Source organism: Amycolatopsis suaedae (genome assembly GCF_004214935.1).
GTDB classification, from domain to species: Bacteria; Actinomycetota; Actinomycetes; order Mycobacteriales; family Pseudonocardiaceae; genus Amycolatopsis; species Amycolatopsis suaedae.
Map to the genome: position 1 here is coordinate 106,396 of NZ_SFCC01000008.1, position 14,219 is coordinate 120,614.

At 71.2% G+C, this 14,219-nt stretch carries 14 protein-coding genes; 5 read left to right on the forward strand and 9 right to left on the reverse strand.

Features of this window, described 5'->3' with window-relative positions:
* Positions 1-20: 20 nt before the first annotated feature.
* The 4 genes from EWH70_RS16835 to EWH70_RS16850 all read right to left on the reverse strand — a co-directional run bounded on the left by EWH70_RS16835 (position 21) and on the right by EWH70_RS16850 (position 4,439).
* Positions 21-821 (reverse strand): TIGR02569 family protein, encoded by an 801-nt coding sequence (locus tag EWH70_RS16835; RefSeq protein ID WP_130476368.1) that lies wholly within the window; start codon positions 819-821, stop codon positions 21-23.
* A gap of 161 nt (positions 822-982) precedes the next feature.
* Complete coding sequence (gene moeZ / locus EWH70_RS16840; protein WP_130476369.1) at positions 983-2,161, reverse strand: adenylyltransferase/sulfurtransferase MoeZ; 1,179 nt, start codon at positions 2,159-2,161, stop codon at positions 983-985.
* A gap of 87 nt (positions 2,162-2,248) precedes the next feature.
* Positions 2,249-3,391 carry a DUF3152 domain-containing protein gene (locus EWH70_RS16845; protein WP_130476370.1) on the reverse strand — a complete coding sequence of 381 codons (1,143 nt, stop codon included), beginning with the start codon at positions 3,389-3,391 and terminating at the stop codon, positions 2,249-2,251.
* Positions 3,392-3,470: 79 nt separating this feature from the next.
* Positions 3,471-4,439 carry an alpha/beta fold hydrolase gene (locus EWH70_RS16850; protein WP_240687027.1) on the reverse strand — a complete coding sequence of 323 codons (969 nt, stop codon included), beginning with the start codon at positions 4,437-4,439 and terminating at the stop codon, positions 3,471-3,473.
* Positions 4,440-4,550: 111 nt separating this feature from the next.
* Here EWH70_RS16850 and EWH70_RS16855 point away from each other — a divergent pair, with 111 nt between their 5' ends.
* Positions 4,551-5,192 carry a TetR/AcrR family transcriptional regulator gene (locus EWH70_RS16855; RefSeq protein WP_130476372.1) on the forward strand — a complete coding sequence of 214 codons (642 nt, stop codon included), beginning with the start codon at positions 4,551-4,553 and terminating at the stop codon, positions 5,190-5,192.
* Here the strand turns inward: EWH70_RS16855 and EWH70_RS16860 are convergent.
* Positions 5,177-6,088: an alpha/beta fold hydrolase gene (locus tag EWH70_RS16860; RefSeq protein ID WP_130476373.1), complete on the reverse strand. Its 912-nt coding sequence runs from the start codon at positions 6,086-6,088 to the stop codon at positions 5,177-5,179. The genes EWH70_RS16855 and EWH70_RS16860 overlap by 16 nt on opposite strands.
* Complete coding sequence (locus EWH70_RS16865) at positions 6,085-6,993, reverse strand: AurF N-oxygenase family protein (RefSeq protein ID WP_130476374.1); 909 nt, start codon at positions 6,991-6,993, stop codon at positions 6,085-6,087. The genes EWH70_RS16860 and EWH70_RS16865 overlap by 4 nt, the downstream gene beginning before the upstream one ends.
* Positions 6,994-7,056: 63 nt before the next feature.
* Between EWH70_RS16865 and EWH70_RS16870 the strand changes: the two genes are divergently transcribed.
* Complete coding sequence (locus EWH70_RS16870; RefSeq protein WP_130476375.1) at positions 7,057-7,797, forward strand: TetR/AcrR family transcriptional regulator; 741 nt, start codon at positions 7,057-7,059, stop codon at positions 7,795-7,797.
* A complete protein-coding gene (locus tag EWH70_RS16875) occupies positions 7,794-8,126 on the forward strand; it encodes a DUF4873 domain-containing protein (protein WP_130476376.1) in 333 nt (110 codons plus the stop codon). Before EWH70_RS16870 ends, EWH70_RS16875 begins: the two co-directional genes overlap by 4 nt.
* A 419-nt stretch (positions 8,127-8,545) precedes the next feature.
* On the opposite strand, the gene EWH70_RS16880 is transcribed toward EWH70_RS16875, so the two are convergent.
* The 3 genes from EWH70_RS16880 to EWH70_RS16890 form a co-directional block, all read right to left on the reverse strand.
* Positions 8,546-9,811, reverse strand: a complete 1,266-nt coding sequence (locus EWH70_RS16880) for a heparan-alpha-glucosaminide N-acetyltransferase domain-containing protein (RefSeq protein WP_240687028.1) — start codon at positions 9,809-9,811, stop codon at positions 8,546-8,548.
* A gap of 127 nt (positions 9,812-9,938) precedes the next feature.
* On the reverse strand, positions 9,939-10,169 hold the full coding sequence (locus tag EWH70_RS16885; protein WP_130476377.1) for a DUF3107 domain-containing protein: 231 nt from the start codon (positions 10,167-10,169) through the stop codon (positions 9,939-9,941).
* A gap of 54 nt (positions 10,170-10,223) precedes the next feature.
* A complete protein-coding gene (locus EWH70_RS16890; protein WP_130476378.1) occupies positions 10,224-10,880 on the reverse strand; it encodes a ferritin-like fold-containing protein in 657 nt (218 codons plus the stop codon).
* Between the two features lie 310 nt (positions 10,881-11,190).
* On the opposite strand from EWH70_RS16890, the gene EWH70_RS16895 reads away from it, so the two are divergent.
* The gene (locus EWH70_RS16895; protein ID WP_165436302.1) at positions 11,191-12,840 is read left to right on the forward strand and encodes a DEAD/DEAH box helicase; all 1,650 of its coding nucleotides are present in this window, start codon (positions 11,191-11,193) and stop codon (positions 12,838-12,840) included.
* Positions 12,841-12,844: 4 nt separating this feature from the next.
* Positions 12,845-14,218 carry an Rv3212 family protein gene (locus EWH70_RS16900; RefSeq protein WP_130476379.1) on the forward strand — a complete coding sequence of 458 codons (1,374 nt, stop codon included), beginning with the start codon at positions 12,845-12,847 and terminating at the stop codon, positions 14,216-14,218.
* The last annotated feature ends 1 nt before the right edge of the window (position 14,219 follow it).

Sequence of the window (14,219 nt, forward strand, 5' to 3'; positions counted from 1 at the left end):
CGGGCCGTCACGGCGTGCTCCTACAACAGGGCGCTGACCTCGCGCGCCGTGGCTCGCAGGGCGTCGAGCGCCGCGGGGGTGGATCGGGGGTCGAGTGCGTTGACGGCCAGCCGGTAGAGCATGGCGCGCAGCAGCATCTGCGGCCATTCCGGCAGGTGCGCCCAGCGGGCGAGCAGGCCCGCGTCGGCACCGCCCCAGGTCACCGCGTCGACGGCGGCGATGGCCGCGCCCCACTCGGCGGGACGGTGGAACGGCGGGAAGTCGACGATGCCCGGCGGGGCGTCGCCGTCGAACAGGACCGTGCCGAACAGGTCGCCGTGCACGACCTGGCTGGGCTGGGCGACCGGCCTGCGTGCGCCGGCGAGGACCTCGAACCAGCGGCCGCCGCGGTTCTCGTCCAGGTCCACCTCGTCGTGGTCCCAGGCGATGCGGTCGGCGCGGGCGTAGACGTCGGTGCGGCCGGTGAGGAAGTCCGGCGCGGCCACCTCGGCCGTCGCCTGGTGCAGCTTGACCGCGGCCAGCACCACCTCGTCCGGACGGTGCTCCGGCGTGCCGCTGAGATACCGGTTCGCCGACCAGCCCGCGACGATCCACCGGCCGTCGGTGGACCGGACGGGTTTGGCGATCCGCAGATCCGGCACGTTGACGCTGTCCAGTGTCCGCGCCGTCCACAGCGCGCGGGCCCGGTCGGTGACCCGCCTGAGGACGACCGAATCGCAGCGCCACGCCGTGTCGCTGCCCGGCAGTGGCTCCACGTCCGCCGCCCGTCCACCGAATGCGGAACACACGTGCTCGGGCGGCGGCTCGCGTCTCGGGGTCACGTCCAGCACGGTAGCGCCCACCACCGTCACGCAGGCTCACATTCGGCGACCGTCGCGTCACTGCCGTCACATCAGTCCCACCAGTCACTCCCGTAAGGGAGCAAGGGAGCTTTACTACCCTTCTTCGCTAGTAAAGCTCCCTTGCTCCGCTTTCCGGGCGGTCAGTAGGTGGGCAGGCTCGGGTCGATCTGGCGGGCCCAGGCGAGGACGCCGCCGCCGAGGTGGGTGGCGTCAGCGAAGCCGGCCTGGTGCAGCGCGGCCAGGGCCTCGGCGGACCGGGCGCCGGACTTGCAGTGCAGCACGATCGGCTTATCCTGCGGCAGCTCGGCCAGCGCCTCACCGGACAGGATCCGGTCCTTCGGGATCAGCTTGGCACCCTTGATGCTGACGATCTCGTACTCGTGCGGCTCACGGACGTCGATCAGCTCGAAGTTGTCACCGGCGTCGAACTTGGCCTTCAGCTCGCCGGGCGTGATCGTGTGCCCGCTCGCCGCCTTCTGGGCGTCGTCGGACACCACACCGCAGAACGCCTCGTAGTCGATCAGCTCGGTGATCTTCGGCGTGTCCGGGTCCTTGCGGATCTTGACCTCGCGGTACCGCATCTCCAGCGCGTCGTAGGTGATGAGCCTGCCCAGCAGCGGCTCGCCGATGCCGGTGATCAGCTTGATCGCCTCGTTGACCATGATCGAGCCGATCGACGCGCACAGCACGCCCAGCACGCCGCCCTCCGCACAGGACGGGACCATGCCGGGAGGCGGCGGCTCGGGGTAGAGGTCGCGGTAGTTCAGGCCACGGCCGTCCGGCGCGTCCTCCCAGAACACGCTGACCTGGCCCTCGAACCGGAAGATCGACCCCCACACGTACGGCTTACCCAGCAGCACGGCGGCGTCGTTGACCAGGTAGCGGGTGGCGAAGTTGTCGGTGCCGTCCAGGATCAGGTCGTACCCGCGGAAGATGTCCAGCGCGTTGACGCTGGTCAGCTGCTCGGTGTGCAGGTGCACTTTGACGTGCGGGTTCACCTCGGCGATCGACTCCTGCGCCGACGCGGCCTTCAGCTTGCCGACGTCGGACTGCCCGTGGATCACCTGCCGCTGCAGGTTCGACTCGTCCACGGTGTCGAAGTCGACGATGCCGAGCGTGCCGACCCCGGCGGCGGCCAGGTAGAGCAGCGCCGGGCTACCGAGCCCGCCGGCGCCGACGACCAGCACCTTGGCGTTCTTCAACCGCTTCTGCCCGTCCATCCCGACGTCCGGGATGATGAGGTGCCGGCTGTACCGCGCCACCTCGTCCTTGGTGAGCTCGGCGGCCGGCTCGACGAGCGGCGGCAGGCTGGCTGACATCGGGATCCTCCATCCGAGGGTGGTGCCTTCGCTATTGCCTAACGCACCGCGCGGGCGCCGTCTTCCCGGGTCCACATGGCGGGACGATCAGCCGGCCTGGCCCTGCGGGTTGGGCCAGCCGTTGACGGTGCAGACCTTGCCGTCGGCGGGGACGCTGTTGCGGTCGCCGCCGGGCACGTTGTTCAGCTGCGCCACGTAGTTGTTGGCGACCCCGAACGACTGCTGCATCATCACCGGCGCCAGCGCGCCGTTGGTCTCGCAGCCGACGTGCCCGTGCCCCAGCGCGTGCCCGACCTCGTGGTTGATGGCGTACTCGCGGTAGATGCCGATCTGGCCGTTGAACGCCTTGGCACCCCGCACCCAGCGGGCCAGGTTGATGACCACCTGCTTGGTGTCGCCCTTGCGGCAGGACGCCTCGTACGGAATGGACGAGCCGCAGATCTTCTTCGTCGTCGCGGGGCTGGTCAGCGCGACGGTGAAGTCCGGCTCGGGCGCGCTGTTGTCGACCCGCTGCAGGCTCAGCTCGCCGGAGCCGGTCCAGCTGCGCGGGTCGCGCAGGGTGTTCTCCACGACGTTGGCGTACAGGTCGTCGCCCTGGTAGACGCTCGGGTCGATGCCGTCCTCGACGGTCACCGAGTAGGTGAACAGCTTGCCGCCGGTACCGGCCCGCTTGCCCCGGTCCTTCGGCACCGGCACGACGTGCCAGGTGCCCTTGCCCGCGTCCGGGTACTCGCCACCGGCGGGCAGCTCGGCGGTCGGGATGTCCAGCTTGACCGGCTGCGCGGCGATCTCGCCGCCGATCGGGGCGTCACCGGCGCCGCCGGAACCGTCCGATCCGCTGGCCTGCTCCTGTGCGATCTGCTGGGTCTCCGGCTCCTTGGTGGCGGTGTCGAACACGACCAGCCCGGTGATCACCAGCAGGACCGGCAGCGCGTACACGCGCCAGCCGTAGGTCTTGGCCATCCGGGCGAGGCGCCCCCGCTTGCGCGGGCGGTCGTCCTCGTCGTCGTCGATGGTCGGCTGCCAGGACGCCGTCAGCGGCTCCGCGGCCGTGCGGCGGCTGCCCGGGCGGTAGCGGTCGTCGCCCGCCCTGGCGGTGGTCCGGCGCGGGCGGTCGCCCTGCAGATGGGACGCCCGGCTCTGCGTGGTGTGCGGGGAACGACGCGCGGACGACGAACCGGCGGCCCGGTCCCGTCCGCTTCGCGCGTTGTACGTCGCCCGATCAACCACGCACCCAGGGTGCCATATCCAAAACGTTATCCGGCGGGCGACTGGCGCATCATGGACTGATTGCACTCACCCGAACGGCTCACCACGTCCCGGCGTCGACGCCCTCCCACATACCCAGCACCGCCTGGGCGACCGTGACCGGCTGCTCCATCTGAGCGACATGCCCGGTTCGCGGCAGGACCAGCAGCCGCGCGTCCGGCAGCGAACGGGCCGTTCGCACGGCCCTGCGCACCGAGATCACCCGGTCCTGCTCGCCCCACACCACCAGCGACGGCGCCCGCACCAGCGGCGCGACGTTCCACAGCGACGCCGGTCCCCGCGCCAGCCAGGCCCGCAGGATGCCGAACGTGGTCCGGCCCATCGCCGGACCCGCCCACGCCAGGCTCGCCCGCGCGCCGTGTTCCTCGGTGAGTTCCTCCAGCCGGTGCTCGGGGAACGCGCCCGGGTCGGCGTAGCACAGTGCGATCACCTGCCGGGCCCGCTCGCGCGCGCCCATGGCGGCCAGCTGACGCCGGATCCGGCCACCGACCAGTGGCAGGTAGGCCAGCGCCATCCGCGGGTCGGACAGCCTGCCCGGGTGCGGCCGCAGGTCCGGCATGGCGGGCGAGATCAGCGTGAGCGTGCGGACCAGCTCGGGCCGCCGCGCGGCGACGAGCAGTGCGATCGCGCCGCCCATCGAGTTGCCGACGAGATGCACGGGACCGTCGGCCAGGTCGCCGAGCGCGTCCGCGACCACCGCGGCGTGGGCGGCGAGGCTGAAATCGAAGCCCTCGCGTGGCTCGGAGAAACCGAACCCGGGCAGGTCCAGGGCCACCCCGCCGGCGAACGGCGCGAGCAGGGCCGCCAGGTCGGTCCAGTTGGTGGACGAGCCACCGAGGCCGTGCACGTAGACCACCCGCACGCCACCGGGCCCGGGCGTGCGGCGCACGTGCAGGCGAACTCCGCCGAGCACCTCGTGCGTGCCCGGCCACGGCTTGGCCGTACCGTCGAGGGGTGGCAGCGGCGTCTCCGACAGCGCTGGTCCCCGGGAAGAGGCGGTCGCAGTCACTCCCCAAGGATGCCCCACGCATGGCGTTCTGGCTCTACCGACGAGTAATGTCGTACCAACCGCGAGCACGGCCATCCCGGGGTTCGCGGTGGAGCAGATGTGGGAGGACGGATGACGGAAGCGGCGCAGGTCGGCCGGGGTGTGCGGCTGCCGAGGACCGAACGGCGGGCACAGCTGCTGGCCGCCGCCCAGCGCGTCTTCGCCGCCAACGGTTACCACGCGGCGGCCATGGACGAGATCGCCGAGCAGGCCGGTGTCAGCAAACCGGTGCTGTACCAGCACTTCCCCGGCAAGCTCGATCTCTACATCGCGCTGCTGGAGAGCCACGTCGACGAGCTGGTCCGCCGGGTCCGCGAGGCACTCGCGTCCACCACGGACAACAAGCAGCGCGTCCCGGCGACGGTCGGCGCGTTCTTCGACTTCGTCAACGGTGACGCCGGCGCGTTCCGGATGGTGTTCGAGTCGGACCTGCGCGGCGAGCCGGCCGTGCAGCAGGCCGTGGACCGGGCCACGTCGGCCAGCGTCGACGCGATCACCGAGACGATCACCGCCGACGCCGGGCTCGACGAGGACAAGGCACGGCTGCTGGCCGTCGGGCTGGTCGGGCTGAGCCAGGTCAGCGCCCGTTTCTGGCTGGCCCACCACAGCGCGCTGAGCAAGGAGGAAGCCGTCGACCTGACCGCCACGCTGGCGTGGCGCGGTATCGGCGGTGGCTTCCCGCTGCAGAACCCGCCGGGTCAGCCGCAGAGCTGAACGACGCCGGCGATGCGGGCGGCGACCTCGCCCGGCCGCTCGTAGCTGAGCATGTGCCCGGCGCCCGGGTAGCGGACGAACACCGCGTCCGGCAGTTCCCCGGCGATCACCTTCGCGTGCGCCAGCGGGCACAGCCGGTCCCGGTCGCCGGCGAGCACGACCGTGGGCTTGCCTCGCAGCGACCCCAGTACGACCTTGCGGTCGTGCTGGGCGATCGACGTGCGGAAGCCGGCCAGGCTGTTCGGATGCCCGCGCAGCGCCTGCGCGGCGACGGCGAGCACGTCGGCCCGCGCGGCGCGGCGGCCGAACACCAGCCACCGGGTGAACGGTGCCAGGAACGCCGGGCTGCCCGGCAGGGTGTCCTTGCGGCGCCGTTCCAGCAGGACGTGGATCATCCGCTCGACGCGGGGCGCGGCGCGGCCGGCCACGCCGGGCAGGCCCAGCGTGAGGCGGTCCATCTGCCCGGACGACGTGCCGACGAACGCGACGCCGGACACCCGCCGCTCGACCAGCTCGGGATGCCGCTGCGCGAGCGCCATGATCGTCATGCCGCCCATCGAGTGACCGGCCAGCACGAGCGGGCCGTCCGGAACCCGGTCGGCGAGCAGTTCGGCCAGATCGTCGGCGATCTGCTCGATGGTGGCCGTTCCCGGTTTCGCCGGGTCGGACGTGCCGTGGCCGCGGTGGTCGTAGCGCAGGACACGCACGCCCTCCAGCCGCCGCACCACCGGGTCCCAGCAGGTGTGGTCCTGCGTCCAGCCGTGCACGAGAACCACCGTGGCGGGCCCGGACCCGGACTCCACCACGGTGAGCCGGGTGCCGTCGGCGACGGTGAACACGCTGTGGCGCCTGCGCACACCCCTGCTGTGCGCAGGCGCCGTCGCCACGGCGGTCATGCCGCCGGGACCAGGTGAGCCTTGCGCCAGAAGTACATGCCCGGCCCGCCGACCAGACCGGCCTCCTGGAGGAACGGCATGATCCGCTCACCGGCGTAGCGCAGGGTGTCCTTCCAGTGCGGGTTGTTGATCGCCACCTGGTAGGCCTCGCGCGGGTCCAGGCCGACCGCCCGGTAGACCCGCGGGTTGACCAGGCTGTGCACCACCTCGTGCGACACGATGGCGATCAGCAGCCGCTGGTAGGCCAGCTCGGCCTTGTTCAGCTTCGCCATCCCGCGGGTGACCTCCTCGCGGGCGAACGTGACGTGCCGCGCCTCCTCCAGCACGTGGATCCGGTTGACCATGCGCACCAGCGGCTGGATCTCCGGGTCGTTCATCTGCTCACGCTGCAGCCGGTCGAGGACCTCCTCGGCGACGAGGATCGAGCCGTAGAGTGCGGGGCCGTAGCCGATGATCGGCAGGATCTTGCCGAGCCTGCGGCGCCACTTCACCGGGCCGTAGGCAGGGCAGCCGATGCGCTCGGCCATCCGCGCGAACATCGTGGAGTGGCGGCACTCGTCGGCGATCTCGGTCAGCGCGTACTGGGCGTGGCTGGACGTCGGATCGGCCTTGTAGACCTCCTTGAGCAGCATCTGCATCAGCAGCACCTCGAACCAGATGCCGTTGGTGGCGACGCTGGCCACCTCGTGCTTGCCCAGTTCGATGCGCTGCTCCGGCGTCAGCCGGTCCCACAGATGGGTGCCGTAGAGGGTGGACCGGTGTTCCGGGATGAAGTGCTTACCCTCGACGAGCGGCGCTTCCCAGTCGATGTCCACCTCGGGGTCGTAGAACTTGCCGGCGGATGACTTGAGCAGCCGCTCCGCGGTCTTTTCCCTGCTGCCGTCGGCCTTCAGGGTCCGCGTCATTGCCGACCACCCCTTTCGTGAGCCAAGTCTCTGTAACCATTGGTAACAGTTACCTCTGGTAGCATGCGGTCCATGGTCGGCCGTGTCAAGCGCAGCAAGCAGACGGAAGAGCCAGCGGGAGATGCCAGGAGGGACCGCTGGCGTAAGCACCGGATCGCCCGCAGGGCGGAGTTCGTCGAGGCGGCGCTGCGTGCGCTCGCCAAGCACGGGCCCGACCTGGGCATGGAGGACGTCGCCGCGGAGGCCGGTGTCACGAAACCGGTGCTGTACCGGCACTTCGACGACAAGGCCGACCTGTTCCTCGCGCTGGGCCAGCGCGGGACGGACATGCTGCTGAACCGGCTGATGCCCGCGATCAACGCCGAGCTGGCGCCGCTGCCGCGGATCCGGATGGCCGTCGACGCCTACTTCGGCGTCATCGAGGAGCACCCGAACCTGTACCGGCTGCTCGTGCGGGCCAAGTTCGCCGATAAGCCGATCGAGTCCGACGTCGTCGCCGAGGACAAGGAACTCATCGCCAACGCGCTGAGCGCGCTGCTCGGGGACTACATGCGGCGGTTCGACATGGACTCCGGCGCGGCCGAGCCGTGGTCGTACGGGGTGGTCGGACTGGTGCAGAACACCGGCGAGTGGTGGCTGGAGCGTCAGTCGATGAGCCGGGACAGCGTCGTCGAGTACCTGACCCAGCTGATCTGGGCCGCCATCGACGGGCTGTTGCGCAGGCAGGGCGTGGTGATCGACCCGAACGTCCCGCTCGACGAGAACAAGGTCATCAAGCTGAAGCGAACCGGGAGTGAGACATGAGCGAGCACGAGCACGACGAGGACGGCTACGCCGGGCCCGCGACGCTGTCCGTCGACGGCACCGAGCTGACGGTCGAGGTCGAGCTGCGCGGTCACTTCCAGCCGATCGACGGCTACTACCGCTGGTACGGCCGGATCGCGGCGAACGAGCAGCTGTCCGCGCTGGCAGGCGGCAAGAAGCGGCCCGCGCGGATCACCACCCCGGAGGGCGCCGCCGACGGCGAGATCTCCGACCCCGACACCTGGGACCGCTACCGGATCATGGGCACCAGCACGCCCCCGTTCGCCGTACCGACCTCCCTCGACGAACTGGAACAGCTGGACGCCTGAGCCGCCGCGCCCGGCTCGCCCCGAAGTGGGAGCAAGGGAGCTTTACTACCCTAAGACGCTAGTAAAGCTCCCTTGCTCCCTTACGCCTGTGACTGGTGGGGCTGGTGTGGCTGATGTGGTTCCGGTGGCCGGTCAAAGCACGTGAAGGCCACCTTCATTACGTGAGACGTGGTGAAGGTGGCCTTCACGTGCTTTACCCCGGTCGGAACGGACGACTCGCGCGAACGGACCGTTCACACGGGCAACCGGCACCACGTGAGAACCCGATCCACATCGTGAGTTCTGCGCTCGGGACCACCCACCTTGCCCCGCCGCACCCCGGGCTTTGCCGGGGCCCTGGCACCTAGTGCCGTGAGGGCCCCTTCACGGCATCGACACCGCTTGTGGCGAGCCGGACAGGCAGAACGAAGGCGCGAGGGTCATCTCGGCGAGCGGGCAGCGGCCGCTAGGCGGCGCACCGGCATGGCGGCCGCGGACAGCAGCCGCTCCGGCAGCCGGGACACCACGTGCAGCAGCCACTCCAGCGGGCCCCGCCCGATCCAGCGCTTCCACAGCATCGCCGCCACCAGCGCCACCCCGCCGAACCACAGGAAGTGCGCGAGGCTGAACGGCGAGGTCTCCTCGTCGCCGAACAGCAGCCAGATGGCGACGAAGTGCGCCGCGTACGCGGTCAGGATGACCCCGCCGAGGTCGGCCAGCGGCCGCACGGCGACCGGGAACCGCGCCGCCAGCAGCTGGCAGCCGCCGATCACCGCCGCCGCCACGCCGATGCAGGCCACGAAGTCGAACGGCGTGTACGAGTGCGGGACGTCGACCAGCAGCCACGCCGGTGTGGTCGTCGGCGGGGTGCCGTGGATGTTGTACATGTGCAGCTGGACGAACTCCTCCGGCGGCATCCCGGCGGCAGCGGCGGCCGGCGCCGCCGCGGCGTAGATCGTCCGCATGCCGCCGAGAACGTCGGTGGCCACCCAGGACGCGGTGTAGGCGACCGCGGCGAGCACGGCGCCGCCGATCACCAGCCTGCGGCAGACCACCGGCGAGCCGAGGTCCAGCCTGCCGATCGCCATGCCCGCGAACAGGTAGGTCATCAGCCCCAGCGCCGGGAACGTCCCGCTCACCAGCAGCACCAGCAGGATGTAGCCGAGCCCCGAGCCGGCGAACGTCTCCGGCGTCGCGTCCGGCATCAGCAGCACCAGATCCCGCGGCGCGAGCTGCACCCGCAGGCCGTAGGAGATCAGCGGCATCGCCAGCGCCCCGACGACCGCGGCCACCACCAGCGAACGCACCCGCAGGCCGAGGAACGGGATCACCAGGACGAAACAGGCGCCGTAGTAGGCCAGGATCACCAGGTAGCCGGTCTCCAGGCTGGTCAGGAACAGCCCGAGCACCACCAGCAACGGCGCCCGCGCCGCCAGCCGCAACGCCACCCGGCGGCGCCCGCCACCGGCCTTGGGCTCCCGCCCGCCGGACATCAACGCGACGGACACCCCGGCGAGCACGGCGAACAACGCCGCCGAGCGGCCCTCGAACAACCGGAACACCGACGCCGCCCCACCGTCGGCCGGGTCGGGGCCGACGTGGGTCGCGTACATGCCGAGGACGGCGACGCCTCTGGCGACGTCCACCCCGGCGAGCCTGCCCACCCTGGGGGTCCGGCGTGCCTCGACGGCGGTGATACCGCACACCCCATTTCTCGCTCGCGTTGTCCCCAGTCCAGTGGAGGATGCAACGCGTAGCTGAGACAGACCTTAGAGTGTGCGCTGGATAACGATAAGAACCCGATCGAGGTAATAAATCACCCCGGGTAGCGGATCAGGTACCGACAGCGAACCCGACCTTGCGGACGTCGCTCGGCGCGATCTCGACGTAGGCGATCCGGTCGGCGGGCACGAGGAACTTGCGGCCCTTGTCGTCGGACAGGCTGAGCAGGCCCTCGGCGGACTTCACCGCGTCGGCCACCAGCGCCTCGATCTCGTCGGGCGACTGGCTGCTGGACACCACGAGTTCGCGCGGGGCGTCCTTGATGCCGATCTTGACCTCCACCTGTGAACCTCCGCCGTTCGTAGTGCGCGTTCTTGAGCCCAGGTTATCCGAGGCTCAGCCCAACCCAAGCACCTGCATCCGCTTGGTGTGCCCCTGCTGCAACCGCCGGAACAACGCGGCGATTCCCGACAGATCACCCGAGCCGTTCACGATCAGCTCGGCCAGCCCGTCCCGGTCCGCCACCACGTACTGGGCCTGCGTCAACGCCTCGCCCAGCAGCCTGCGGCCCCACAGCGCGAGCCGGTCCCGCTGCTTGCGGTCCCGCTCGATCGCGGCGGCGACTTCGCGCTCGGCGAACGCCGAGTGGCCGGTGTCGGCGAGCACCGCGAGCACCAGGTCCCTGGTCTCCGGGTCCAGCCACGAGCCGATCTCCCGGTAGAGGTCGGCGGCCAGCCCGTCCCCGACGTAGGCCTTGACCAGCGACTCCAGCCACGACTTCGGCGCGGTCGAGGCGTGCCAGGCGTCGATGTTGCGCACGAACGGCGCCATCGCGTCCTCGACGGCGACCCCGTGCGCGGCCAGGTGCCGTGACAGCATGTCGTAGTGGCCGATCTCGGCGGCCGCCATCGAGGCCAGCGCCGCCCTGCCGGTCAGCGTCGGCGCCGACCGCGCGTCCTCGGCCATGCGGTCGAAGGCGGACAGTTCGCCGTAGGCGAGCACGCCGAGCAGGTCGACGACGCCGTCACTGATCTGTGCGCTGGGTTCCGTCACAGTGCCACCCTAGCTACGGCCCGACGGTGACGGACCTCACGCGCCGAGCGTGGCGTACCGGTGATCGGGACTCGGCACTGTACACTGCGGGGTGGATCAACACGGATCCCCCGCAACACGCCCACGGCGTCCCCTGACCCAGACGTTCGGGACCGGACGCGAAGCGTGGCGGAGACTACAGTGTGTGCACGCCTCGCGCGGCATTCCCGCCAACCACATTCCAGCGGTCGAGTGTCGAGAACCGGACCAGGCAGTGCGCACTGGTACGAGAGAGGCGATCGCCCTGACCGCAACACCCGAAACCGATCCCGTGGAACTGGAACACAGCGAGACCGGCCTTCCCGACACCGACACCTCCCACCCGCTGCGGGCCGACGCCCCGGTCGAGCCCGAGTCGCCGACGTTCGCCGAGTTCGGCGTCCACCCGGAGATCGTCCGGGCACTGAACGAGGCGGGCATCGAGCGCACGTTCGCCATCCAGGCGCTGACGCTGCCGCTGGCCATGGCCGGCGACGACCTGATCGGCCAGGCACGCACCGGCATGGGCAAGACGCTGGGCTTCGGCGTCCCGCTGCTGCACCGCGTCACCACGCCGGGCGACGGCACGCCGCAGGCGCTGGTCGTCGTGCCGACCCGGGAGCTGTGCCTGCAGGTCACGCACGACCTCACCGACGCGGGCAAGCACCTCGGCATCCGGACGCTGGCCGTCTACGGCGGCCGCCCGTACGAGCCGCAGATCGCGGCGCTGCGCAAGGGCGTCGACGTCGTCATCGGCACGCCGGGCCGCCTGCTCGACCTCGCCGAGCAGCGGCACCTGGTGCTGGGCAAGGTCCGCTCGCTGGTGCTGGACGAGGCCGACGAGATGCTCGACCTGGGCTTCCTTCCCGACATCGAGCGCATTCTCGGCATGGTGCCCGAGCAGCGGCAGACCATGCTGTTCTCGGCAACCATGCCGGGGCCGATCATCACGCTGGCCAGGACGTTCCTGAACCGGCCGACGCACATCCGCGCCGAGGAGAACGACGCGGGCGCCGTGCACGAGCGGACCACCCAGTTCGTCTACCGCGCCCACGCGCTGGACAAGACCGAGCTGATCGCCAGGGCACTGCAGGCCGAGGGCCGCGGGCTGACCATGGTCTTCACCCGCACCAAGCGCACCGCCCAGAAGGTCGCCGACGAGCTGGCCGAGCGTGGCTTCGCCGCCGCGGCCGTGCACGGTGACCTCGGCCAGGGTGCCCGCGAGCAGGCACTGCGGGCGTTCCGTTCCGGCAAGATCGACGTGCTGGTGGCCACCGACGTCGCGGCCCGCGGCATCGACGTCGACGACGTCACGCACGTCATCAACTTCCAGACGCCCGAGGACGAGAAGACCTACGTCCACCGCATCGGCCGCACCGGCCGCGCGGGCAAGACCGGTGTGGCGATCACGCTGGTCGACTGGGACGAGGAGCAGCGCTGGAAGCTGATCTCGGACACGCTGGGCCTGGACAAGCCGGAGCCGGTCGAGACCTACTCCACCTCGAAGCACCTGTTCAGCGACCTGGGCATCCCGGCCGACGCCACCGGCAGGCTGCCGCTGGCCAAGCGGACCCGCGCGGGCCTGTCGGCCGAGCCGGAGGAGAACCTGGGCGGGCGCAAGGGCCGTTCGGAATCGAAGAGCTCGGCGAGCACGCGTACCCGCCGTCCCCGCAAGCGCACCCGGGGCGGCGCCGACGCCGCCGCGGCCATCGAGGCGGCCGACGCGGCGGCGAAGGACCAGAGCGAGGCCGGCCCGGACGCCGAGAACCGGCGTCCCCGGCGCCGTACCCGGGGCGGCCGCAAGCCGTCCGGTGAGGCACCCGCGGGCGGCGACAAGCAGGACAGCGCGGCAGGCGAGAACGGTGAGCGGCCCGCCCGGAGGCGGCGTCGCAGGCGTTCCGGCACGGCCAACTCCAGCGAAACACCGGCTTCGGCAGACTGACGGTGTGAACGACGAGCCCACCGAGCCCGAACAGGACGCGGGCGGCAGGCACCGCCGGCCACATCCGGCCGCCGCGCCGAACCAGTCGGCCGTCCTGGCCGAGGACGTGCTGCGCACGCCCGTCGTGCCGACGTTCGGCGAGGGCAGGCACGCCGCGCCGGAGACCGTCCGGCGCTCGCCGTGGAACCGCGGCAGGGACCGGGCGGTCGCCGTCGCCATCGTCGTGGTGGTGGCGGTGGCCGGCACGGTGCTCTGGCTGAACAGCGACATCCGGCACACGACGTCGGAGACCGCCGACGCCGGGCCCGCGCTGCCCGATCCGCCCACCAGCGTGCCGGCCTCGCTGACCCAGGTGTGGCAGGCGCCGAGCCCGGCCACGCCGGTGCCGGTGGCCGAGGACACCAGCGTGGTCACCGGGGCGGGCAACGAGGTGCTCGGCCGGGACCCGGTCACCGGCCAGGTCCGCTGGCGCTACGCCAGGGACATCCCGCTGTGCACGGTGGGCGGCGCCTGGTCGAAGGCACTGGCCGTCTACCGCAAGGAGACGCAGTGCAGCGAGGTCACGATGCTCGACCCGAGCACCGGCAAGCGCACAGCGCAGCGCAACGGCGACGCCGAGCTGGGCACGCGGCTGGTCGGCGACGACTCGCACGTGACCGCCACCGGGACGAAGCTGCTCAACACCTGGCGTGACGACCTGGTCAAGAGCGTCGAGTACGGCGAGGTGCCCGCGATCGTCAACCCGAACCGGCAGCCCCGCACCGGGTGCGTGTTCGGCTCGGTCGGCACCGCGTCCGGCAGGGTGGGCGTCATCGAACGCTGCCCCGGCGACCCCGCCGACCGGCTGAGCGTGTTCAAGGCGACGCCGAAGGAAGCCGACACCCCGGAGGAGATCTTCACGACGGTGCTGGCGGGCCGCCGCGCACAGCTCGTGGCGATGACGGGCAAGACCACGGCGGTCGCGCTGCCCGAGCAGAAGGTGCTGGTGCTGTTCGACGCCGAGGGCAACCAGCGCACCGCCTACCCGCTCGACCTGCCGCCCGGCGACCTCGCGCAGGACCCGCCGCACGGCGCGCCGGTCGTCGACGAGGGCATGGAGAACCTGTACTGGTTCACCGGTTCGAAGACGATGGCGCTGTCGAAGGCGGACCTCACTCCGAAGTGGACACTGAACGGCACGCTGGGTCCGGGCCGGGCGTTCGCCTCGCAGCTGGTCGTGCCGATCCCGGGTGGTCTTGCCGTGGTGGACGAGGCGAGCGGGCGGACCCTGCGCACGATCGGTGTCGACCGGCACGGTTACCCCGGCCCGGTCCGGCTGGAGCCGCTCGGCCCGGTGCTGCTGGAACAACGCGGCGACACGCTCGCCGCCCTACGCTGAG